Here is a 24,308-nt window from a genome sequence, read left to right on the forward strand (position 1 = left end):
TATGAACAAACAGACCACACATGCTGACATGATCCGTAGGGACCATATCAGCAATTTTATCCATCTGTCTGATTTGACCGTAATGTCTTTCGCTTCATGAGCTTCTAAGTGAGCTGATTGAACTGAAAATAAACCAGAAAGAACCGGACGCTCATGCTGTTGACCCATTGGTTAAGGTCGATTTCATCTTTCCTCCGACCATCACATCACCCCTTGCACAAACGCCGTGTTCGTTCCCGATATGGCAAACCTGCAATCCTGAATCATCAAAGGCGACCGGTTACTGTCGAAGAACTCGAAGACCGCACACTGCTGACGTCGATGATCAGCGTTGATGATGTGAGTGAATGGGAAGGTGATTCCTGGAATATAAAAACGAACTTTATATTTACGGTAACCCGTACCGGCATGACTCCTGGTGATCTCAATCAAGAGTTAATAATTGATTTTATAACACAAGATAGCACAGCAACTCTTTATGGCGATGATTATATCTCCAAAAGTGGATCGATCCTGTTTTCTGCAGATGCCATGTCAACCTCTCAATCGAAAACGATCATGATTCAAGTTGTTCAAGATGGTGAAGTTGAAACAGACGAATACTTTGAAGTTAGTTTGTCCACGAACAATGGAAATGTCATTTTCGATAAAAACATCGGTAGGGGAACGATTCTGGATGACGACATTATGGTTCTGGATCAGGCAGATCGTATCGCCCCCCCTGAGTCTGCTACCATTGGAGATCATTTTGGAAACGCGATCGCAATCGATGGAGATTTCATGGTCGTCGGTGCAATCGAAAGTGATTTGATCGCAACTGATGCCGGTGCTGTATATGTTTATTTTCGAAACAGACAGAATACTCCTGATAATGACTTCGATGACATTTGGGAATATCAGACAACTTTGACAGCCTTTGATGCTGCAGAAAATGATCAATTTGGGTGCAGTGTCGCCATTGATGGTGATACAATTGTGATTGGTGCGTACCAGGATAACGGCCGGGAATACCGAAGTGGAACAGCATATGTATATCGCTGGGATGGCAACGACTGGAATTTTGAAGATAAACTCATCGCATCAGACGGAAGATTTAATGACAAGTTTGGTGGTGATGTCACTATCGAGAATGATGTCATTGTCGTCGGAGCAGCAGAAAAAAATCCCACTATCCCCAATGCTCCTTATTATATTGCTGATGCAGGTGTAGCATATGTATTTACAAGAACCGGGTCAGAATGGTCGGAAACACAAATTATTACTGCCCCTAACATGGACACATCAGACGAATTTGGCTGGAGCGTGGAGCTTGAGAATGACACTCTCTTTATCTCTGGACTGAAATCCGATTTCCAAGGTTCAACGGTAGACCAGGGAGCTGTTTTTGTTTATCGAAATATAAACGGAGTCTGGACTCTGCAACAAACTCTGGGCGTTCCAGATGGCGAAACAGATGACCTGTTCGGATTCGACCTGGATGTTGATGGGGACATCCTGGGGGTCATTTCCGGTTCAAGAGATGCGGGTCAAAGAAAAGCGTATGTCTTTGAATATGTAGATGGCACCTGGCAATACAGTTATAATCTTGGTACACCAGGAATAGGAAACAATCCATCTGCTAACTCAATTTCAGTATCAGGAAACTCAATCGCCATTGGTTCAATCCTGAGTGATGGTTATAGAAATGAAACTGGCATAGTTAACATCTATCATCGAAAACCAGGGGGGAATTACTGGTCATTCTCAGAAAGTATTTTTGCTGATTATGGTTACACTGATGACTATTTTGGCTATGCAGTAGTTTATACAGATTCGCAACTCATTATAGGAACTCCTCAAGCTCCCGATTCGACTCGAAATGCAGGCCAGTTGTATATCTTCGAGCCGCATAGATCTGAGGTCAGTTTTGAACTCTCGTTTCAAGGAACCAGGGAAAATGTTTCCGGACAAACGGCAGTCCGGCTTTATGTCACCAGATCAAGTGATCGTGGTGTGGGCGCTTTAAATTCTGATGTAACAGTTTACTACCATACGGTAGATGGTACAGCCACAGCTGCGGATGGTGACTATCAGGAGCAATCCGGTTCAATCACTTTCACAGGCGATCCTCATGCTGGGAGTCAACTCGAATACATTACAATTTACGTTAATGATGACGATAAATTAGAAGGGTATGAAGAATTCTACGTACAGCTTACTGACGACACAGGTGATTTTCGCTTTTATTTCGATCGAGCGGAAATTTTAATATTTGACAATGATTTTGCTAAGGTTAGCGTCGAAAACGTAACGGTCGACGAAGACGCCGGAATGGCCTTGGTCAATGTTACCCTGGATAATTCAGTCGACACTAATGTCAGTGTCGACTTTTCAACCGCTGATATTTCTGCTCTTGAATCCAGTGATTATACGCCTACAAGTGGAACGCTTGTTTTTGAACCGGGTGTGCTGACCAAAACCGTTGCAATTCCGCTAGTCAATACCAATGAGATTGAAGGAGATGAAACTTTTGCCTTGACTCTGAGTAATCTTCAGGTCAGCGGTGCAGACGTCCAGATTGGCACAAGTACCGGTATTATCACCATTAAAGATGACGACGAATCCAACCTGTTCGTTGAGGACCTGACAGTTGATGAAGATACAGGAACCGCATCTGTTGTCGTCACCCTGGATCATCCTGTCTCATTGCCAGTCACGGTTGATTATGCCACTGCAGATGCATCCGCGACTGCCTCCAATGATTATCTTTCAACTTCCGGGACACTCTCGTTCGCTGCTGGTGAACAATCAAAAACCATACAGATACCCATTGTCGATGACACAAACCTCGTAGAACTAACCGAATCGTTTCTGGTTTTATTCGGCAATCTGAAAAGCGGTGGATTGAATGTCTCCCTGAACACTTCACAGATAGAAGTCACCATTCTGGATGATGATCAAGCTCGTCTTTCAATAAGCGACTTAACTGTGAACGAGAATGCTGGTACCGCGACTGTTCAGGTCTCACTGGACCGAATGGTCGACACAACGATCAGCATCGATTACGCCACTGTAGATCAAACTGCTACAAGTTCTGATGATTATCTCGTTCAAGCTGGAACAATCACATTCAACCCAGGGGAACATGTCCAGACAATTGTCATCCCGATCACCGATTCCGATGTGGTCGAAACAGACGAAAAGTTCCTGATCAATCTGACTAACCTGAATACCAATGGGGCTGACGTGGTAGTATTCGACGATCAGGCCGAAGTCACGATTTCCGATGACGATCAGCTACAGGGATCGATTACTAACGTGACAGTCGACGAGTCTGCTGAATATGCCACGATTTCAGTTTCACTTGAATATGCGGTCGGGTTTCCTGTAACAATCTACTTTGAATCAGAAAACGTGACTGCAGTCAGCGATCCTGATTATATTTCTCAGTCTGGTTCGCTGACCTTTAATCCAGGTGATCTGACAAAATCCATCTCAATCGCAATTTTGAATGACAATCTGGTCGAATCAGACGAGACATTTTTCGTCAAGCTTACCAGTATCGAATCAAATGGTTCGAATATTATATTCGAAATTGATCGGGCAGAAATTACAATCCAGGATGATGATCAGGCTCAGATCTCAATAGATGATCTGACTGTCGATGAAGACGCAGGATCCGCAACCATCACCGTATCGCTGGTTCAACCTGTTGACACTGCGATCACAGTCGACTACACGACATTAGATCAATCTGCCAATTCCGTGGTTGATTATATCTCCCAGTCCGGCACACTGACATTTTCCGCTGGCGAACAGTCAAAGACCATTACGATTCCTCTTGTCGATTCCGACCTGTTGGAACTGACTGAAAGCTTCCTGGTTCAATTGAACAATATTCAGGCTGCAGCAAGAAATGTTATCTTTGCGAACGATCATGCTGAAGTAACGATCCTTGATGATGATCAAGCCAGTATCTCGATCAGTGATATCTCAGTCAATGAAGATGCAGGGACGGCCGTACTCACCGTCGTATTGAGTAACCCGGCTGATGCTGCTTTCAGCGTTGACTTCTCTACTGCTGACAACAGCGCTGTGGATCAGCAGGATTATACCGCGGTTTCAGGTACATTAATCTTCAATGCAGGGGAACAGTCCAAAACCATCACCATTCCCATTATCAATTCAGATCTTGTGGAGTCGGACGAAACGTTTCTGGTCAACCGGAGTAATATTCAATCCGGAAGCTACGATATTGTCTTTGCTGACAATCAGGCAGAAGTAACCATCATTGACGACGATCAGGCTCAGGTAACCATCAACGATATTTCAGTCAACGAGGCAGCTGGTACTGCGACTTTGACCGTTTCTCTGGATCATGCCGTTGATCAGTCTGTCAGCCTCGATTTTCAGACTAGTGAGGTCACCGCGACCAGCCCTGAGGATTTTGTGACTCAGATGGGAACTCTGACTTTTGCTCCTTCTGAAGTTGAAAAATTGATTACCATCTCAATCATTGATTCAGATCTTGTGGAAACGGATGAACGTTTACTGGTCAACCTGTCAAATCTCCAGGCCGGGACAGCTGCTGTCAGCTTTGCTGACACCCACGGCGTTATCACAATTCTGGACGATGATCAGTCCAATCTGCGCATCAGTGATCTCACCATCCAGGAAGATTCCGGCACTGGGTATGTGACAGTCTCCCTTGACAAGCCGCTGCTGACGCCGGTTTCCATTGATTTCAGCACCGTCGGTCAGTCAGCCACACAGTCCGTTGATTTTGAACAATCAACGGGAACTTTGACCTTCGCGCCTGGTGAGCTCACCAAGGTCATCCCGATCGTCATTACCAATGATAACTACACGGAAACCACAGAGACACTGCTGATTAATCTCTTCAATTTACAAACGGCCAGTCCCGACGTCATCCTTGCCGACTCGCAGTCCGTCCTGACAATCGAAAATGATGATTTTGCGAAAGTTTCAATCAATAATATCACAGTGAATGAGGCATCCGGGTCTGCATTGATCCAGGTCACTCTGGACCATCCCGTCGCGTCCACGATTACACTCGACTATACCACTGCCGATGATTCTGCTTTGAATGCTTCAGATTACTTCGGAAAATCTGGTACCCTGACATTCCTGGCAGGGCAACAGACCAAATACGTTTCGATCCCCATTCTCAACGACAACCTTGTGGAAGGTGATGAATCATTTTTATTCAACCTGACCAATCTCCAGGCAAATGGTTATGATGTTGAATTCCTCAGCGAACAGGCACTGATTACGATTCAGGATAATGATCAGGCCAGCATTTCCATCAGTGATATTTCAGTCGATGAAAACGCAGGCACGGCCTTACTGACCGTCGAATTGAGCAAGCCGGTTGAAACCGCTTTCACTGTCAACTATGCCACCACTGAGCAGTCTGCACTTGGCACGCTCGACTTTATTACGACTTCAGGAACGCTGACATTTGATTCCGGAGAGCAGAGTAAAACCATTGCCGTCTCCCTGGTAAATACCGATCTGGTTGAGTCCGATGAAACCTTTCTGATTAATCTATTTGACATTCAGGCAAACGAGGCCGACATTACTCTGGCAAATGATCAGGCTGTTGTGAGAATCCAGGATGACGATCAGGCTCAGATTTCCATTGATGATATTACTGTTGTTGAAAATGCCGGAACGGCGGTGATTACTGTCTCTCTGGATGCCTCTGTGGATACCGCCGTCAGCATAGACTTCTCCACGTCTGATCAGACCGCATATCACCCCGATGATTACCTTGCTGTTTCAGGAACCTTAACATTCAATCCCGGTGACCTGTCACAGACTATCACGATTGCGATCGTCAATTCTGATAATTTTGAAATCAATGAAACCTTCCAGATCGATTTAGAAAATATTCAAACTACAGCGCGCGATGTCACAATCGCAGACGATCAGGCAGTGATCACAATCCAGGACAAAGTTATCACAGCGGGGGAAATTCACTTCAGAGTGGTGAATCAGCCAACCAGTACCAGTCTGACAGGAGAAGCAGACACACTTCCTGAAAATGAAAGCATCATCAGTGAATGGTCCACCTACTGGGTAGAGATCTGGGTCGAACTCACCAGCCAGATCGAGCACGGAGTCTATTCAGTCAGTGCAGATTTCAATTACAACACGGCATACACCTCTGCTGCAGAAATTGAATTTGGAGAAGGCTTCACACAAAATCAGGCTGGTTCCATCAATGATCTGACTGGATCCGTTACAGGAATTTATGCTGAAACAACAATAAATCACCTGGGAGCGGACAGCCCGGTTTTATTCGCTCGTGTTCGTTTCTCACCTGGTTCTGAAGACCAGGTTTCACTCGAAACCGAGCCTAATAGCATAGGCCCCTATAATCTGAACTTTGAGATCACAAATTCTCATGTCGAATTAGGTGGAAATACACCAGTCACTGTAAACGTGGACTTGTCGCCAGGAGCGTCAATCTACGCCAACCCGTTCGACCTGAATGACGATGATATTATTAATTATCGCGACCTGATCCTCTTCGTCGGTCTGTACAATACGGTCCCCAGCGAGTCTGATTCCAGTTTCGCCTGGTTCTCTGACTTCAATCAGGATGATCGTATAAATTACAGGGACCTGATTTCACTCGTAGGGAATTATAACAAAGGTAAACAGGATCAGACTGAGGTCATATATCCACAAACTTACCCGAACGCATGGTCTGATTTATTGCTCGTCGATACATTGAGCACACCACCTGTGACAGCAGATTCCGTTTCGCAGTCCGACGTCGTCTCCACATTCGACACTGTGATCAATCAGACCATGAACAGCCCGGTTCTTTCCATTGAACAGCAGAAATCCCTGAAACACATCGACATTCAGGTGATCGACCTTGGTGGTGATATTCTGGGAACTGCAGCGGGCAGTACAATTTATATCGACGTCGATGCCGCCGGTTATGGCTGGTTTATCGACTCGACTCCCACCGGAAACAGTGAATACACCTGGTCCAGCGAATTGACCCTGATCGCCCTGCCCGACAGCGACGCTGCTGGTGGCATCGATCTCTGGACCGTCATTCAGCATGAACTCGGTCACCTGCTGGATTACGAACATTCAGAAACCGGACTGATGCAGGAAACCCTCGCCCCTGGAATTCGTAAACTCCCAGAGTGGGAATTGAATTATGAATATGAAAACCCTATGGAACCAGAAGCCGTCGACCCCTTCTTCTTGAACATGCTGGATGAAACCAACCTGCTTCCGTTCTGAGTATGCCTGTCATAAACGAAAACACCCCAGGAAATTCTCATCACATTGAAGTCAATGCTTCCACCAGATCTACATCGTACATTGGCGGAATCGTCACGATGATGGTATTCGCACCATCTTCTTCAAACTTGATGGAATCGAGAGGCATCTTCGCGTCCCCCAGATTACAGAGAATTACGTTCCGGTCTCGAATCTGAAAATAATGTTCTCGTAATCCCCCCTCTTCCTCCAGCGTCACAAACATCAGAACCCCCTGTTTCATCTTCACTGCCTGAACTTTTTTGAACAGTTTCGACCGGGATACAGGTTTATCATCCTGGATGAATTTCCCACTGGGGCCCGAAAACTGATCCTGCCTGCTTTGATCTACATTAGATTCTTCGGATGGCAGAAAACTGCAGAAGCAGCACACAATGATTATCAGAGAAGAAATCGTAGTGACAAACTCTCTCATCTCATGTTCTCCACTTGCAGAATGAATTCATACTGCTTCTGTCAATACATTTTGGTATACTCACCCTGGTCATTTAGAAACGGGCCTGATTTTTTAGATTTATTTCGGTTAGAATTGGCTCATTTAATCGCCAGGTACCCTCTGATTTCCCGGGAACAATCAATGTATCCCAGGCAGGGTACTGAATTGTGCTGAATATTTCTTTTATTGAGGCGTACGGTACGAGTTCAAAATGGAAATTCGCTGTCTTGAGCAAATCCGACTCTGCCACATCTGGTTTTCTGGCAGCAAACGCAGCCAGTAACTGTTGCACCACCTTCGCCTGAGACGTGGAGAGGGTATAAGGCAAATATACCCCCATCCCCATCCCTGTCTCTTTCCTGGGCCCAGGCCAGCGGAACCTAAAACTGTCTCCCTTGGACCAGTTGGGGTGCTGCTCCGAGAGTTTCCGGAAATCATGACGAATCGTTTTCCTGACAATTTCCCCAGACTTCACCGTGACCTGTGAATCAACATATTGAACTGGTTGTCCTTCGATTACCCAACCAGCAGTATTACTGACGACTTTCAGCATGTAGTTGCCGGGGGACATTTCGAAAATAGATTTGCCCGCCATAGACTTTTTCATCATCCAGGGTTTATCTACCGGATTCTGTGGTGCATCCACTAGATTGACCTCTACCTGCAAGCCAGGCTCTTTCGATAGAATGAGTGCCCCCCCTGCTGCTCTCTTTTTTGCAGGCTGATTACTGACATTTCCAAACGGATCCCCTGTCGATGGCCTATTAATTTGAGGCTCCGCCAGTCGCCAGGCACCTGTTTCTTTTCCAGGGACGATCAATTTATCCCAGGCGGGATGCTGTCCGTCATTAAACAATTCTTTCAGTGATTGGAAAGACTCTGCATCCTCGCCTGCCGGGACCACTAGCAGGAGGACCTTCTCAGAGACTTCCGGTTGTTTGGTGGCATAGGCCTTGAGCAGTTCCTGCACGACCTTTGCCTGAGGCGCGGTAAGTGTAAATATCTGAGCCCCCCCCATTTTCCAGTCAGGCCAGCGAAACTTGAACAGCCCTCCTGTGGACCAGTCCGGGGGATTCTCAGCCAGTTTTGCATAGTCCCGTTTAAGCGTGACGGGAACCACGATCGCCCCCGGCTTCACTTCGACCTCAGACAGATCATATTTTGGATTTCCTCCCTCAACTTCCCAACCGGCGTTTTTACTGGAAACGCGGATGAGATACTTCCCAGCGGGTAGTTCCACCAGTTGTGGCTTCTGAGTAAAGAATCGATCGGCAAAACCGAAAAGACCATCTTCCGGGCCCACCTGCATCGGATCAACCGGAAATACACCGGGCCGCAAGCCGAGCGATTGTCCGCTCATTAAGATCGCACCAATATTCTTCTCACGTTCTGCTTCCTCTATTTTTCTATCTTTGGCGTCGTTAACGAAATGCTTAATTAATGGAGCCAAGTGTATCTTTTGTCGTTTCCCAGCTATTTTTTTTACATTTCTTGTAAAACGCAACGTCTTGCCAGACGCTTTATAAGTAACCTGTAAAGTATGCTCACCCGGTAACAACTTGACTAAAACCGGCTGAGAAACAACATGTATTTCCTCACCAGGTTTAGTTGAAATACGCGTCACTGGATACTGCTTATCAAAGGTAATCTCAACCCAATCGCTACCAGGCTCGCTTACGACCTGCATCAACATTGTGAGTGTAAACAGACCAGCCAGTACCGCGGCCACCCAGCCCATGATATTCCAGGGGTTATTTCTCGCCGCTGAAGCTGCTTTCCGCTTAATAAAATACGCGGCGATGAACATCCCACAGATCACTGCCAGTCTCAAACCCCAGATCAGGACCCATTGTTTCTCAACCTGATTCAGATGCCGCCAGATCTGCACAGACAGGATCGCTCCCAACAACAGACCAATGGCAATCACAACTCCCAGGATGACCCGTTTGTTGGAACGACGATGCTCGCGAACAAACGGGTCTTCGCCGGAAGTGACAGGTGATTGCTCAAGGTTACCTGCCACCGGATTATCACGCTGTTTGAGATAGCGGGCGATATAGAGTAAAATCCCCAGTGGCCCTGCAATAACGCACGCCAATAGAAACAGCCCATCCAGAATTTTCGATGCTTTCGATTTTGGTTCTACCAGATTCTGTATTCCACACACCAGCATCAGGAATCCAATCGGCCCGAAGAACAACGCGCTGACCAGCGTCATTTCTTCAACATTTGCTGCAAAATGCTGTCCGGTCGACCTGCCATAGAGCAAGATAAAAACCGGAAGCACCAACATAATGCTCCCAATCCAGACAGCGGCCCGATCGCCCCAGGATCCCCGGGAGACTCCCGCGGGAACCGACCTCGATACAGAGTACGCAGAGGTCTCCTCTATTTCCTCATGTTGCGTAACAGTTCCCTGTGTACGATTGCGTTCCATCAGGAACCCTGCTGTCACGAAGAGCCCGCCCATCAGGGAAAAGATCAAGACCGGCACCAAATACCTTTCTCCCTGAACCAGGAACGCAGGCTGGTAGACTCCTGTTGTAAACATCCAGTAAAATAGAACCATCATCACCCAGATCACAATGCCGGTCCCCGTCAGAGTACGTGCATCTTTCTGTTTCACTGCCGCGACATATTCAGCTCCCTGACTTGCGATATGCTGCCACTGCCCCCAGATAGCGAACCCGGCAACAGCCAGCACACCCAACACCGAAGCCGCCAGGATCGATGCATGCACCGATTGAAATTCTGATCCGGGGGGGGCAGAACGGATGACTGCGGTAGTGATAAATGACAACGCCAACGTCATAAACATCGCCAGCATTGACAGAAACCATGTTAAGAAAGGGAGCGGTTTTTTATCTGCTCGATTCCAATAGACTATTGAGGCTATAGACAAAATAACTATGAGCGTGCCCGTGAATTTCATAATTTTATTCATGGTCTCATAAGTCATACTCGATTCGGGAGTGCTGGGACTGATCATCTTCAATCCGATGATCGTTCCTAATACCAGGCCCATCACAATGGCAATGATGTAATTTGCCGGTGTTTGCCCTCTTTCCAACACCACAGAGGTCGCAGTCCTGACCGACTCTGTTTGTTTATCCTGCACTTCGACAGGCTCTACTGATTGTTGCTGTGACTGCCCCCACTGAGGATAACGTTTACGCAATCCCCCCACAAAATAAATTGTGAACCCAATCGCAAACAGAATATAGAGCAGAACTCTCGGAAAATCTGGAATCATCCCCAGATAAAACAGCATCTGCATCACCCACGTTCCGCCAGCTGCTGCAGCGGGCATGAAAAGGGCATCAGACATACGCAATGACAAAAAAGGTTCAGCCTGACGGTGTTCTGCTTCATAAACTATCAAAGCAATCAAAATCCCCAGGAAGATACTACTTGCTGCAGTCATCAGAAATGAATATGCAGCATGCGCTTCCGAAAACAAAATCATCCCCGCCAGAAATAATATGGCGTATCCGACTGGCATAAATACCCGCAGATCAGTCTCCATTGTGAATGGATTTTCTCCCTGTGGATGATCCACAGAAACGGTACCTGTGTCGGGTGCCATTGTTTCCTGTGGCTGTGGTTGCGGCGGTTTTCTCTCAATCCGTGGTACTGCACCTGGCTGCTGCACAAGAGCCAGATGTGCCCCCAGCAATTCGGCAACTTCACTCGCAGTCTGTAAACGATCTTCGGGGCGTTTTTCGAGCAGACAGTTGATAATTTCGCTCAACCAGGGCGGAATATCTTCGTTGACATCTGCAATCGGGCGCGGAGTATCATCACACACACGACGAACCACCGCAGCCAGGTTACTGGCACGAAATGGCGAACGTCCCGTACACATTGCATACAGAACCGCACCCAGGCTGAATAAATCACTCCGCTGGTCAATCCGATCCCCTGTCGCCTGCTCGGGAGACATATACTGGGGAGTGCCTGAGACTTCTCCGGTCCTGGTGATCGTGACGTCATCGACGGCCCGGGCCAGGCCAAAATCAGTAATCTTGACCCGCTCGACACCATTTTCCAACAGAATATTGGCAGGTTTGATATCGCGGTGGATCAGTCCCTGTTTGTGAGCAGCCGCCAACCCCTCTGCGATCTGACTGCCAATCCGCAGGATCTCTGTTACTTTGAGCGACCCCACCTTATCGAGCTTCTCCTGCAGTGACTGGCCGACGACATACTCCATTACGAGGTAAGGCAGTTTGTCTTCATCAACGGCATGAATCGTCACAATATGGGGATGGCTCACCGCAGCGGCTGCTTGTGCTTCCCTGATAAACCGTTTCTTCGCATTTGGATTCACCGCCAGTAAAGGTGACATGACTTTAATAGCCACAATGCGATTCAATTTGGGATCCAGGGCACGAAAGACAATTCCCATGCCCCCCTGTCCGATAATATTGTAGATCTGGTATTCACCGAGTGTCCCCAGCAGATTCGGGTCAGCTGAGGGCGTCAGAAATTCCAGACTAAAAGGTTGCACTTCTCCTGAATCGACGGGCGACTTTTCCAGGAAACTACCGGCATCATCATAAGCCAGCAGCAGCGCTTCGACGCGACGACGTTGTTCCCGATTGTCGCCGCACATCTCTTCCAGAAAAGCGGCCCGCTCTGCTGGTGTCTTTTTTTCTAACGCGACCAGAAATAAACCTTCGACTGATTGTGGATTTACATTCTCACGCGTCGGTTCAAATTCCGGATTTTCGGATGCAGGATCGGACATGATTTCATTTTTCGTCAGGATGGAGGACCCCATCAGGCTCAGAATTGATTACGGAACATTCCTTGTTCCCCCTCTATTGAATCATGCGATTTTCAGATCTGGCGCGCCTCACTAAATCAGAAATAAAAAGTGTTTCTATCAGAAATGATTTATTGGCGGGCAGGTAGAATTCGCCGTAAACACATACTATCAAATCGTTTGATCAGTGTCAGACTTTATTTGAGAAAACAGCCACGCACGCGAATAAGCCCAGTGTCGCGCTGCAGTCGCGCGTGAAATCCCCAGTACCTCGGCTGCTTCCTGCTCGCTCAGTCCTGCGAAGTATCGCAGCTTAACCAGTTCTGCTTTGTCCGGACTCTCTTTCGCAAACTGAGTCAACGCCTCATCCAGCGCCAGCAGGTCGTCAGGACGTTCCAGCGCCGGTGCTGCGATCTCGGGTAGATCGACCCGCGCATGCTCGCCGCCATGCTTCAACCGTTTTTTTCTGCGGGCGTTTTCAATCAGGATCCGCCTCATTGATTCCGCAGCAGCTGAGAAAAAATGCCCCCGATGATCCCATCGCTGTTCGCTCACATCCCCAACCAGTCTCAAATAAGCTTCATGAACCAGTGCCGTCGCCGTCAGTGTCTGTCCCGGCGGTTCGTTTGAAAGCTTATGCCGCGCCAGTCGCTGCAGTTCCGCATACACGATTGGCAGCAGCTGATCCGTCGCCGCGACATCGCCTGCTTCCAGAGCCTGTAAGATTTGGGTTACATCCTGCATGCGTTGAACTCGTGCAATTTAAAAGTTAGAGACTGGTAAAACAAAATGTTACTGGCCAGTGTAACCTGTGGGACAGCCCATGCAAATCAGAATTACATTTCCCACCAGACCTGTGATCAGTTAACATGAGAGTTGATGCATTGGATGACTGTCTTCGGTCATCTTCTGAATTTTGATTTTTAAACTCAATAGCGACCTTCAATCAGAGAAAGTTTAGCACCTTGTACCGTCCTCAACAGTGTTTTGCCTGGTGCCTGCTGATCAGTGGGCTGGTCATATTTGGGGGGCAGTCCGTGGCAGCAGCTGAGTGGGGGACATTGTCGGGAAAGTTCGTCTATACAGGTACTCCTGTCAAACAAACGGATCCCAGAATCCCTGAGGACCAGTCATTGATCATCGGACCACAGGGGGGCATCAAGAATATCTTTGTGTTTTTAAAGGACCGAAGTTTCAAACAGGAGCTGATTCATCCGGACTATCAGAAGCTGCCGGATCAGGTTGTGATTCAACATCAGGGAGACCACATCGAACCGCATGCTGCCGGTCTCTGGCAGCCGCACCAGAAACTGGTGGTCCTGAATCAAACCCCGCATCTGCATCTGACACACTTATTTCCCCTTAAAAATCACCTGCCTGATTCGCTTCATGAAAACAGGGATCGTAAGAAACTCATCCCGTTTAACTATGCGGAACTATTTCCCATGCTGATCAAATGCGATATCCACCCCTGGGAAAGCAGTTACCTGCTCGTTCAGAATCATCCTTATTTGTCCATCACGGATGAAACCGGCTCATTCCAGATTAAAAACCTGCCCGTCGGAGAATGGGAGTTTCGTGTCTGGCACGAACGAGTGGGCCATCTGGCAGCCCGAGAAGATTGGGAGCGAGGACGAATTAAAATTCAGATAAAACCGGGTAAAAATGACCTGGGTGTGGTTAAAGTTTCTCCCAAGTTGTTTGAAATAAAGACTGTCGACAAACAATAGTTAGGAACTTCTTCAAGTTTCTGTGAATCCTCTTTTATGTAAAGTTAGCTCATGCGATTTTTTCTCTCCCTGCTCTGTCTGTTCCTGATCACACCGGTCGCTCCCGCTGCAGAGAAACCGGCCACAATTAAAAAATCATTTAAATCCGGCATAGTTCTGACCTTTGACGACCGGTATGTCGACCAGTGGGTCCAGCAGATTCCTCTCTTCAAAAAGTATGACGCGCATGCCACGTTTTTTGTCGATCACTTTTATTTGCTGAAACCCGCACATATTGCTGGATTGAAAAAGCTGCAGGACGCGGGCCATGCCATAGGAAGTCATAGTGTGAATCATATTAAAGCCGTCTACTACGTCCGTACGAAAGGCATGGATGCGTATTTGAAAAATGAAATCGATCCTTCCGTCAAACGGCTGACCGAGGCTGGCTTTCCACCGACGGCTTTTGCGTATCCCAACAGCTCCCGCAGTGAGGAAATCGACACTGCACTACTGAAAACGTTTCGTCATCTGCGAGGGGGAACAGGATTGTCAGCCGGGCAGCGGATGCGGGATCTGAAAGCGATATTCACGCCCGTTGATCAGATCGCGGGGCGAGGCTGTCTGATTGGAACCGGTATCGATTACGCGGGCACCGAAAAACGACCTGACTATCTCACTGAAATTAAAGATGCGATGGACCACGCCAAACAGCGCGGCGAAATCGTTGTTTTTTATGCCCACAACATCAGCGACAAGGGACCAGGACATCATCTACAGCCGCGGGCACTCGAAGAAATCCTGGCACACGCGCAACAGATCGGACTGCCGACACTGACTTATGATGACCTGCCATAAGCGACTTATTTCTGCTTGACCTTCGTACCCAGCTCCACTTTTTCCGCCCAGGCAAACCAGTCTTTCGACATCTGCTGCACCCGTTCCGGCTGCTGCTTTGCCAGATTTTTCGTTTCACACCGGTCGGCACTGATATCGTACAGCTCCCACTCCCCGACACCTTTGTCCCATACCAGTTTCCACGGTCCCTGTCTTAACGCCCGATTCCCGGACCAGTACCAGGCCAGCGAATCGTGCAAGGTCTTTTCTTCCCCTTGTAAGAGAGGAAGGATGCTGGTTCCTTCCACAGGTAGAATCTCATGCCCCTGGTATGTTTTTGGATATTCTGCTCCTGCCATCTCCAGAAAAGTGGGCATCAAGTCAATGATATGCGCCGGACTGCGATTGATTGCTCCCGCTGGCACCTTGCCCGGCCACCAGGCAATCATTGGAGTCGAGATGCCTCCCTCATGCACCCACGATTTATAGCGACGGAACGGAGAATTCTGAGCCCAACCCCAGGCAGGGCCGACGGCGACGTAATCATCTTTCGGCCCGGGAGTTCTCTCCTGGGGATTGCGACCTCCTGGTTCTTCACTGCAGCCCCCATTATCGGAAAGAAACAGGACCAGCGTATTGTCGAGTTGCCCCGTCTCTTTGAGCGTCGTCATGATGCGGCCGATATTCTGATCCATACTGTCAATCATCGCTGCATAGACGGCCATCCGCTGATCTTCAAATTCCTGATTCGCCGTCTCCCAGGCATAGGCACGACTGTCACCTTCCGAAAGCGACCAGTTCTCTCCGGCAATTCCCATTTCCTGTAGACGTTTCCAGCGATCCTTCCGCATCTGATCCCAGCCCATTTTGAATTTACCCGCATACTTCTTTATGTCAGCCGGTTTCGCATGTAGCGGATAATGGGGCGCTGTATAACACAGATGAATAAAGAATGGCCGCTCGTTGTCGCTGTATTCTTTGATCATACCCAGCGTATGGTCGGTAAAGGCATCAGTCGTGTAATAGCCTTCTTTAAATTCGGTAACCGCCTTGTCATCGTGACCGAAGCTGCGAATACCCGCCCGCTTGTAGGGAGGATCGGAAATCGTCGGGTCGAAGAAATTGCAGCAACCATCCAATACGCCATAATACGAGTCAAAGCCACGAAAGAACGGATGCGTAGTCTTATCGTAACGATTTAGCCAGCCACCCGGTTTTTCGCTTTTGGCATAGCCCTGCGTTTTCATCAGATGCCATTTACCGCTCAGACCGGTATGATATCCTGCGGTTTTCATTGCTTCACCCAGCGTCACCATATTCTGCCGCATGTGTCCCCCTTTTCCGAAGCGGGGATACAATCCGGTCAGAATGGACGCCCGGGTCGTCGTACATTTTGCGTTGTTATAAAACTGCGTGAACCGCATCCCTTCCTGGGCCAGCCGGTTCAAATGCGGCGTTTGCACTTCACCGCCATAACAGCCGATATCGGAAAAACCCATATCATCACACATGATCAGAATAATATTCGGCTTCTCCGCAGCGGATAGCGATACAGGTGAAAGAAATAGAAGAAAACAAATCAGAGAAACTGACCTGGCAGGGAGCGAGCGTCGGTAAAGCATAATGTCTCTTCATATTCAGAGGGTGATTGAAATCAACAGGGAATGAGCATTCATTGTAAGTCCACTTCAGACACCTTACAACAATCGAATCTCGAAACCGTTCCCGCATCTCTGGAAATGCAGGAACCTGTGAGTTCCGAATTGATCTCGGTTCTCTCACAGGTTACAGTTTACTGATATGGGCTCTGATTCAATTTATCGATTTTCATTCATCAGTCAGCCTCTCTAGGAGAAAAGAGATGCGTTTTTCCAGACAGACACGTCGGGATTTTCTGAGAACCACAGCCGCTGGCACCACTGTCGCTCTATTCGGAGCCCCCGCCATTCACGCCGATTCCAAAACCGATTCCCGCGTGATTCTCGGTTCAGGAGATCATAAATACGAAGTGACTCACAACTGGGCCCGGTTGCCTTCCGAATTCACCTGGCAGACAACCCACAATGTTGCCGTCGATAAAGACGGATTTGTGTATGTGATTCATGAAGGTCGTGCCGACCAGACTGATCATCCTTCGATCTTCGTATTTGATCCCAAGGGAAAATATGTTCGCTCGTTCGGAAAACAGTTTCAGGGAGGTGGGCATGGACTGGAAGTGCGCCAGGAGGGGACTGACCAGTTCCTGTATGTGACCGCCTATCAGCACCTGAAAACGTTTGCCAAGCTGGATCTCAACGGGGAAACCGTTTGGCAGAAATATGCCCCCATGATTTCGAAATGTTATGCCGAAGGAGAAGCAACCAATCCTGAGAAAGTCTGGGGCCGCAATCGTTTCCTGCCGACCAACTTTGCCTTCCATCCCGATGGTGGTTTTTATCTGGCCGATGGATATGGCGCGTATCAGGTCCACCGCTACGACAAAAACGGACTCTGGCTGTCTGCCTTCGGTGGAGAAGGGAAAGAAGATGGTAAATTCAAACTGCCCCACGGCCTGTGGATTGACGACCGACCAGGACGCGAACCGTCAGTCGTCGTCGCCGACCGTGCTAACGCTCGCCTGCAGTGGTTCACACTGGAAGGTAAGCATCTGCAGACCATGACAGGCTTCATTTTGCCTGCCAACCTCGACACCTACCAGGACCTGCTGCTCGTGCCTGACCTGGCTTCCCGGATCACACTGCTGGATAAAAACAACAAAGTGATCGCTCATCTGGGACAGGATCCAGAATGGGAGAAAGCCATGAAAACAGCCAAACCCCGTATGCGCGAAACCCCGAACAAATGGCAGGCCGGACGCTTCGTGCATCCCCACGATGCCTGTTTTGATCAGAACGGAGATATCTTCGTCGCCGAGTGGGTTGCCACCGGACGCGTCAGTAAACTGAAACGACTCAGCTGACAACGACCTGCTCAATCGTCATTCGTCTCACCTGATCCATTGAATGCCACTAGACTCTCACTTAGCAATAGAAGCCACAACATGAAACAGATCTCGCTGATTCTGACACTCCTGCTGTTTTACGGCATCCCCTCTCTGGTAAACGCCGACTCACCCGCCCCCAAAATAAAATTGAGCCCGGAAACCGAAAAGCTTTGCCTGGAAGTTCTACGGGAAGCCATTAACAGCGATGAATTCTGGCCGTCCATGCATGCTGCCGAAGCGTTGACCCTGGCCGGAAAAGGGGCTGAAGTCCGTCAGATTATTGAGCCCAAACTCAAAACCGAAAAGGACGATCAGCACCGCTGTGGCCTGGCTCGCGAACTGGTCCGTGCCGGCGACCGCTCCAAGGCCGCCATCATGTTTCAGATTCTCGCCGGTAAAGATTCCCATGGGCATGTGCATGCCTGCGAATCGCTCTACAAAGTCAATGAACTGGGTGACGGGATTCTGATTCGTGAAGCAGTGAAATCAGACAATCCTAAAAAAGCGATGATGGCCGCCGCCCTGCTTTGTCGCTGGGGCAATCCTGAGGCCTTTAAAGTCGTACGTAAATTTCTGCAGGACGAAGATGTCAGTATCGCTGCAACGGCCGCCTGGATCATCGCCCGCGTGGGAGACAAATCAGACATTCCCGCTCTCAAAGCCAATCTGAAACGAACCGACGATCCGTTCACACGTGCTTATTTTGAAACGGCACTCGCTATGCACGGTGATCCAGAGGGACTGGCAGCCATCAAAGCCAATCTTTCCAGCGACAATGCGGCCGTCAAAACTTATTCTGCTATCTTTGCCGGCGAAGCAGGAGCTGCCAACCTTAAAGGAAATCTGATCAAACAACTCAGTGATCAAAACCGGGACGCCCGTATTCGTGCCGCCCAGGCATTGATTGTGCTCGCTAAAAGCGAACATCCTAAAGACGAAATTGTCGTCAACGATGTGTATGAAGCATCGAAAGAATATCCCCGTTACAGTGAAGGTTCCATCCTCCCCTTAAACGACGGCTCGCTGCTCTATGCCACGACTCAATTTATCGGCAGTGGTTCCGACTTTGCTACAGCCCGCATCATCGCGAAAAAATCTACGGACGGCGGTCGTACCTGGGGAAAACAGCGTGTCCTGCAGGAAAATACAGGTAAGAAAAATGTAATGTCGGCGACACTGCGGTACCTAGCTGGACCGATGCAGGAAAAACGCCCCATCGGACTGTTTTACCTCAAGAAAAATACCCTGTCCGATTTGAAAGCTTATCTCAAAGTTTCTGACGACAACGGTAAAACTTTCGGGCCTCCCATCGAAATCACAACGCCTCCCGGCTATCACGTGATGAACAACGATCGGATCACGATTCTTTCAAGTGGTCGCTGGCTGGCCCCGGTGGCTTCGACTCCCGATGTCCGCAAGAACAATCACTTTGTCTGCACTTGTTTCATTTCAGACGATCAGGGAAAAACCTGGAAGCAGTCCAAAGGCAGCGTCGACTATGCCAAACGTGGTGCCATGGAACCGGAAGTCTTTGAATTGAAAGACGGTAACGTGCTGATGATTTTCCGTACGCAATCCGGTCACATCGGGTCCAGCCTCTCGAGTGACAAAGGTGATACCTGGAGCAAACCCGTTTCCTGGGGGGTGCGGGCTCCTGAAGCACCTGCCACTCTGCGTCGCATTCCTTCCACTGGTGACCTGCTGCTGATCTGGAACGACAACTTTGAACCTGGCGCCGGTCACAGTGGAAAACGAACGCCTCTGACTGCTGCGATCAGTTCTGATGAAGGCAAAACCTGGAAGCTTAAAAAGAACCTCGAGACCGATGCGGATCACACCTATTCCTACATCAGTCTCACATTTTACCGCGGGCGGGCTGTTATGAGCTACTATGTGGGGGACCAGAACCGCATGATCTCATCCCGCTTTCGTTCACTGCCCCTCGCCTGGTTCTATCAACCAGAGACGGACTGATTTCGAATCATGCTCCCCGCTTCATTTCGGATGCGGGGAGCATGTTCGTTTTTGCGAGTCGAACTATTTCCTGCCGATGCAGTACAGCATTTCCTGTCGCTTGCCATCCCCTTCCTGAGATACCCGCATATAAATCCGGCTGTCGCAGAATGTGGGAGTCGCAAAAACTTCCGTTCCCAGTTTATTTTCTCCCAGCAATTCGAATTCGCGAGGACTTGCTCGGAAGATATAGGTCTCGCCGGATTCGTTGGTCACGTAAATCCGATCACCGACCAGAACCGGAGACGAACTGAAGGTCCCACCCAGACGACCTTTCCAGAGTTCCTTTCCCGTCATCACATCCCAGCAGACGGCAACTCCATTATCGGTGACGGAGTAGATTTTGTTATCCTGAATCAGCATGGAAGGTACATACATACGATTACTGTTTTCCCAGACGACTTCGCCTGAACCATCGGCTTTGACGGCTGCCATATGATTTTTGGGGTAACCACCACTGGTCAGAATCACTTCCCCGTTCGTCACTGTTGAAGTCACACACTCTGTGGTGGCACCTTCAATCTCCCAGAGTTTCTTACCGGTCAGCGGCGCGATGCCCGTCACCAGATCACAGCCGGTCATCAGCAGTTGTTCTTTGCCTGCCACTTCCAAAATAATCGGCGAAGGATAATTCGGTGTTTTCGGACGATCGATCTTCCAGACCAGCATGCCATCAGCCCGGTTCATCGCAGCAATGGCACCGCCCCCTTTATTGTCCGCGGACACGATCACCAGATCCTGATAAATCGCCGGTGAAGAACCATATCCCTGGTGAATGATGTAGTCGGTAATCTTCGTCTGCCAGATGAGTCGACCATCTAGCGTCAATGCGCTCGTGTAAGCAGCTCCATTGTTGATGAAGTTGATATAGACTTGCGTCCCGTCACAGGCAACCGTTGAAGAAGCGTGCGTTGATTTCTTGTTCCCCTTCTCGCTTAACCCGCCCGTGAAGACCACAGTTTTCCAGAGTTGCTTCCCTGTCTCTCTGTCATAGCACAACACAAATTGTGTTTCGTTTTCGGTATCCGCTGAGGTCAGAAAGATCCGGTTTCCTGCAACCGTGGGTGAGCTGTAACCGCGTCCCTGAATTGGCGATTTCCAGAGAATGTTCTGCGTCGCGCTCCATTTGAGTGGTGGATTCTGATCGGGATTCGCAATGCCGTTTCGCTCGGGTCCGCGCCACCAGGGCCAGTCGGTCGCTTTTACCTGGATCGGTTCCGGCTTCACAGGTTCTTTTTCATCAGCAGGACAACTGAGAGAGACAGAGAGAATCGACAGGCAGTAAATCATGGTTCGAAACATGGACGTGCTTTCTTCGGGCAGGTACGGCTTTGAAAATGTATTGAGTGAGGTAAGAATGATATTCATTGTAAGCAGTCTCTACGCCACCGCAAGCATTTTGAACGATACGCATCGAATCGGTCTGTTGATTGCTCTGAAGAATCAGCCGGGTTAAGATGAATCTCTGATCATTACACACCGAAATGACTCTCACTACATCAACCAGGGACCTGAACCATGCCTTTGAAGACTGTTTCGATTTTCTTTTTCTCGTTCATCCTGCTGTGTGTCCCTCAAAGCAAACTCTCTGCCCAGAAAAATGCGGTGTTGAAACGGGAGTCACCCGACTTTCGCATTCAACTTACGACTGCTACCAAAGGTTATGATGGCAAAACCTGCTGGGTACATGCCCGGGCAGGTGCCATTCCCGTAGGCGCGCCAGGCAATGACCTCGATAATCCGATTGTGGTGATGACCATGCAGAAACTGCTGCTTTCCGGCAGCGATATTTTTTACGCCCTGAATTCCATGCGGACTGATGACCTGGGAAAAACCTGGCAGGGACCGGTTGAGCAGAATAATCTGAGCCGCCATAATCTGCCCGATGGAGGTGAAGTTGTTGTCTCTGATTTCTGGCCACAATGGCACGCTGCATCAAAAACTCTGCTGGGCATCGGACATACCGTCCGGTATTACAATAATCGCATTGTAAAAGAGAAAAACATCCGCGTTTCCTCTTATGCGACCTATGACCCAGACAAGAACCTCTGGTCTGCCTGGAAATCTCTGGAACTTCCGGACGGCCCGGAATTCATCAGCAGTGGTGCCGGCTCGGTGCAGCGTTATGATTTGCCGAACGGCGACATTCTGCTTCCCGTCTATTATAAACGTCCCGAGCGAAAATACTCAGACGTGATGGTGCTCCGATGTCGCTTTGACGGTGAAACGCTGAAATATATAGAACATGGAAACGAACTCTCCATCGACAACGGTCGTGGTTTCGCGGAACCTTCCATTACAAAATACGGGGACTGGTTCTACCTCACACTACGAAACGACAATGCCGCTTATGTCACTCGCAGCAAAGACGGACTGCATTTTCCAGAGCCACAAAAATGGACCTTCGAAGACGGCAAGGATTTAGGCAGCTACAATACGCAGGCCCACTGGGTCACGCATTCCGATGGACTTTATCTGGTCTACACCCGACGCGGTGCCAATAACGATCATATCATCCGTCACCGTGCCCCGCTGATTATGGGCCAAGTCAATCCTGATAAAATGGCCATTATCCGCGATTCCGAACGCATCCTGGTCCCTGAACGTGGTGCCCGGCTGGGTAACTTTGGCGTCGTCGATGTCAACGAAAACGAAACCTGGGTGATCGTCACCGAATGGATGCAGCGATTCGGGCCCGACTATGTGATGCCCGTCGACAATAAGTACGGCTCGGATAACAGTGTGTACGTTTCGAAGATTTTGTGGAAGCGTGCCAACAAGTTGGTGAAACTGACCGATCATTGAAAAACAGTAGCTCTGCAGCAAGTCTTAGAACTGAGGTTTAACATCAACATCGCTTGATATAACATTCTATCGCGTGGTAGGATAACGGGCACCCAAAGAAAAGTATAAACGGCAACCAGCACGCATCTGAAGGAGAATCGCTATGAGTCACTTGAACCGTCGTGAGTTTCTGGGAACGATTCCCGTAGTCTGGGCCGGGATGTCTTCTCTCAGTCAGGCTGCTTTTTCTGCAAACGACAAAGTCAATGTCGCACTTGTAGGCTGCGGGGGACGAGGCAAAGGGCTGGGGAGCTGGTTTGCAAAACTTCCTGACAGTCAGCTGGTGGCGGTCTGCGATCCCGACCAGAGCCGTTCCGGTCAGATGGCTGATCAGATTGAAAAATCAGGTGCAAAGCGACCAAAACAAGTCGAGGATTTCCGCACCTTGCTCGACGGAAATGAAATCGACGCGATAGTGATCGCCACCCCCGATCACTGGCACACCCCTGCAGCGATCATGGCCTGCCAGGCAGGCAAGGATGTGTACGTCGAAAAACCCTGCTCGCATAATATTCACGAAGGCCGCCAACTGGTGAATGCAGCCCGTAAATACAAACGCGTCGTGCAGCATGGCACCAATCTGCGCGCGACCCCCGTCTATCAAAAAGCCTGGAAACAGATTCAGGACGGCGCCATCGGCAAAGTTCTGATGGTCAAAGCCATCAATAATCAACGACGGGCTTTGTATCCTGTCCGTCCGGATGAACCGGTACCCAACGGCGTCAATTACGACCTCTGGCTGGGACCTGGAAAAAAACGCCCGTTCAACCGCAATCGTTTCCATACCGCCTGGCACTGGACGTGGGAATTCGGAACCGGCGATATCGGCAATGATGGCGTGCATCAAATCGACATCGGCCGTTGGGGGATGAATCTGAAAGCGCCAAATGCCGTCTCCTGCAGTGGCGCCAAGCTGGGTTCCAAAGGAGATGCCCAGGAAACGCCTGATACCATGGTCGTTACCTGGGAATATGATGACCTGCTCTACGTCTACGAGCAACGTGACTTCACTCCCTATCGCCTGCAGTCCCATCGACATGACAACGACAACATCTTCTATGGCGATAAAGGTTTCATGATGGTCGATCGCTCAGGCTATCGCATCTTTTATAAACACGAACGCGGCCCTTCCTACGAAGCCAAATGGCAGGACACGCCGACGCATTATCAGAACTTCATCGACTGTGTGAAGAACCGGAAATCAGAGGAACTGCTGGCGGAAATTGAAGAGGGGCATTATTCCGCCATGCTCAGTCACCTCGGCAATATTTCCTATCGTACCGGCAAACGCCTGGTCTTCGATCCCAAAACTGAGACGTTCCCTGAAGACAAAGAAGCCAATCAGTATCTGACCCGTCAATATCGTGATGGTTACGAACTGCCTCAGGTTTAACAGCAACACGATCTTCA

General features: G+C 49.1%; 12 protein-coding genes. 7 read left to right on the forward strand and 5 right to left on the reverse strand.

Going from position 1 to position 24,308, the window contains the following annotated elements; genetic code table 11:
* Window positions 1-153: 153 nt before the first annotated feature.
* Complete coding sequence (locus GmarT_RS16085; RefSeq protein ID WP_149302965.1) at window positions 154-7,269, forward strand: Calx-beta domain-containing protein; 7,116 nt, start codon at window positions 154-156, stop codon at window positions 7,267-7,269.
* Window positions 7,270-7,309: 40 nt separating this feature from the next.
* Here GmarT_RS16085 and GmarT_RS16090 read toward each other — a convergent pair whose 3' ends face one another.
* The 3 genes from GmarT_RS16090 to GmarT_RS16100 all read right to left on the reverse strand — a co-directional run bounded on the left by GmarT_RS16090 (window position 7,310) and on the right by GmarT_RS16100 (window position 13,256).
* Complete coding sequence (locus tag GmarT_RS16090) at window positions 7,310-7,723, reverse strand: hypothetical protein (RefSeq protein ID WP_002647996.1); 414 nt, start codon at window positions 7,721-7,723, stop codon at window positions 7,310-7,312.
* Between the two features lie 73 nt (window positions 7,724-7,796).
* A complete protein-coding gene (locus tag GmarT_RS16095) occupies window positions 7,797-12,494 on the reverse strand; it encodes a serine/threonine-protein kinase (protein WP_081459568.1) in 4,698 nt (1,565 codons plus the stop codon).
* A 189-nt stretch (window positions 12,495-12,683) separates the two neighbouring features.
* Window positions 12,684-13,256 carry a sigma-70 family RNA polymerase sigma factor gene (locus GmarT_RS16100; protein WP_002647994.1) on the reverse strand — a complete coding sequence of 191 codons (573 nt, stop codon included), beginning with the start codon at window positions 13,254-13,256 and terminating at the stop codon, window positions 12,684-12,686.
* A gap of 221 nt (window positions 13,257-13,477) precedes the next feature.
* Between GmarT_RS16100 and GmarT_RS16105 the strand changes: the two genes are divergently transcribed.
* Both GmarT_RS16105 and GmarT_RS16110 read left to right on the forward strand, forming a co-directional pair.
* Window positions 13,478-14,242, forward strand: a complete 765-nt coding sequence (locus tag GmarT_RS16105) for a hypothetical protein (RefSeq protein WP_002647993.1) — start codon at window positions 13,478-13,480, stop codon at window positions 14,240-14,242.
* A 51-nt stretch (window positions 14,243-14,293) separates the two neighbouring features.
* Complete coding sequence (locus GmarT_RS16110; RefSeq protein ID WP_002647992.1) at window positions 14,294-15,079, forward strand: polysaccharide deacetylase family protein; 786 nt, start codon at window positions 14,294-14,296, stop codon at window positions 15,077-15,079.
* 5 nt (window positions 15,080-15,084) lie between these two features.
* On the opposite strand, the gene GmarT_RS16115 is transcribed toward GmarT_RS16110, so the two are convergent.
* Window positions 15,085-16,680 carry an arylsulfatase gene (locus GmarT_RS16115; protein WP_044239267.1) on the reverse strand — a complete coding sequence of 532 codons (1,596 nt, stop codon included), beginning with the start codon at window positions 16,678-16,680 and terminating at the stop codon, window positions 15,085-15,087.
* A gap of 239 nt (window positions 16,681-16,919) precedes the next feature.
* On the opposite strand from GmarT_RS16115, the gene GmarT_RS16120 reads away from it, so the two are divergent.
* Window positions 16,920-18,017, forward strand: a complete 1,098-nt coding sequence (locus GmarT_RS16120) for a twin-arginine translocation signal domain-containing protein (RefSeq protein ID WP_002647990.1) — start codon at window positions 16,920-16,922, stop codon at window positions 18,015-18,017.
* Window positions 18,018-18,098: 81 nt separating this feature from the next.
* The gene (locus GmarT_RS16125; RefSeq protein ID WP_002647989.1) at window positions 18,099-20,015 is read left to right on the forward strand and encodes an exo-alpha-sialidase; all 1,917 of its coding nucleotides are present in this window, start codon (window positions 18,099-18,101) and stop codon (window positions 20,013-20,015) included.
* A 63-nt stretch (window positions 20,016-20,078) separates the two neighbouring features.
* On the opposite strand, the gene GmarT_RS16130 is transcribed toward GmarT_RS16125, so the two are convergent.
* The gene (locus GmarT_RS16130) at window positions 20,079-21,422 is read right to left on the reverse strand and encodes an outer membrane protein assembly factor BamB family protein (protein WP_230682485.1); all 1,344 of its coding nucleotides are present in this window, start codon (window positions 21,420-21,422) and stop codon (window positions 20,079-20,081) included.
* A gap of 150 nt (window positions 21,423-21,572) precedes the next feature.
* On the opposite strand from GmarT_RS16130, the gene GmarT_RS16135 reads away from it, so the two are divergent.
* Window positions 21,573-22,859: a sialidase family protein gene (locus GmarT_RS16135; RefSeq protein WP_002647986.1), complete on the forward strand. Its 1,287-nt coding sequence runs from the start codon at window positions 21,573-21,575 to the stop codon at window positions 22,857-22,859.
* A gap of 142 nt (window positions 22,860-23,001) precedes the next feature.
* Window positions 23,002-24,291, forward strand: a complete 1,290-nt coding sequence (locus GmarT_RS16140) for a Gfo/Idh/MocA family protein (RefSeq protein ID WP_002647985.1) — start codon at window positions 23,002-23,004, stop codon at window positions 24,289-24,291.
* Window positions 24,292-24,308: the final 17 nt, after the last annotated feature.

This window comes from Gimesia maris, from assembly GCF_008298035.1.
GTDB classification, from domain to species: Bacteria; Planctomycetota; Planctomycetia; order Planctomycetales; family Planctomycetaceae; genus Gimesia; species Gimesia maris.

Excerpts from the sequence above, each read along its gene's own strand:
- GmarT_RS16110 (WP_002647992.1), top strand. The coding sequence starts at position 14,294 with ATGCGATTTTTTCTCTCCCTGCTCTGTCTGTTCCTGATCACACCGGTC.
- GmarT_RS16095 (WP_081459568.1), bottom strand. The coding sequence starts at position 12,494 with ATGTCCGATCCTGCATCCGAAAATCCGGAATTTGAACCGACGCGTGAG.
- GmarT_RS16140 (WP_002647985.1), top strand. The coding sequence starts at position 23,002 with ATGAGTCACTTGAACCGTCGTGAGTTTCTGGGAACGATTCCCGTAGTC.
- GmarT_RS16130 (WP_230682485.1), bottom strand. The coding sequence starts at position 21,422 with ATGAATATCATTCTTACCTCACTCAATACATTTTCAAAGCCGTACCTG.
- GmarT_RS16115 (WP_044239267.1), bottom strand. The coding sequence starts at position 16,680 with ATGCTTTACCGACGCTCGCTCCCTGCCAGGTCAGTTTCTCTGATTTGT.
- GmarT_RS16135 (WP_002647986.1), top strand. The coding sequence starts at position 21,573 with ATGCCTTTGAAGACTGTTTCGATTTTCTTTTTCTCGTTCATCCTGCTG.
- GmarT_RS16120 (WP_002647990.1), top strand. The coding sequence starts at position 16,920 with ATGCGTTTTTCCAGACAGACACGTCGGGATTTTCTGAGAACCACAGCC.
- GmarT_RS16090 (WP_002647996.1), bottom strand. The coding sequence starts at position 7,723 with ATGAGAGAGTTTGTCACTACGATTTCTTCTCTGATAATCATTGTGTGC.
- GmarT_RS16100 (WP_002647994.1), bottom strand. The coding sequence starts at position 13,256 with ATGCAGGATGTAACCCAAATCTTACAGGCTCTGGAAGCAGGCGATGTC.
- GmarT_RS16085 (WP_149302965.1), top strand. The coding sequence starts at position 154 with ATGCTGTTGACCCATTGGTTAAGGTCGATTTCATCTTTCCTCCGACCA.
- GmarT_RS16125 (WP_002647989.1), top strand. The coding sequence starts at position 18,099 with ATGAAACAGATCTCGCTGATTCTGACACTCCTGCTGTTTTACGGCATC.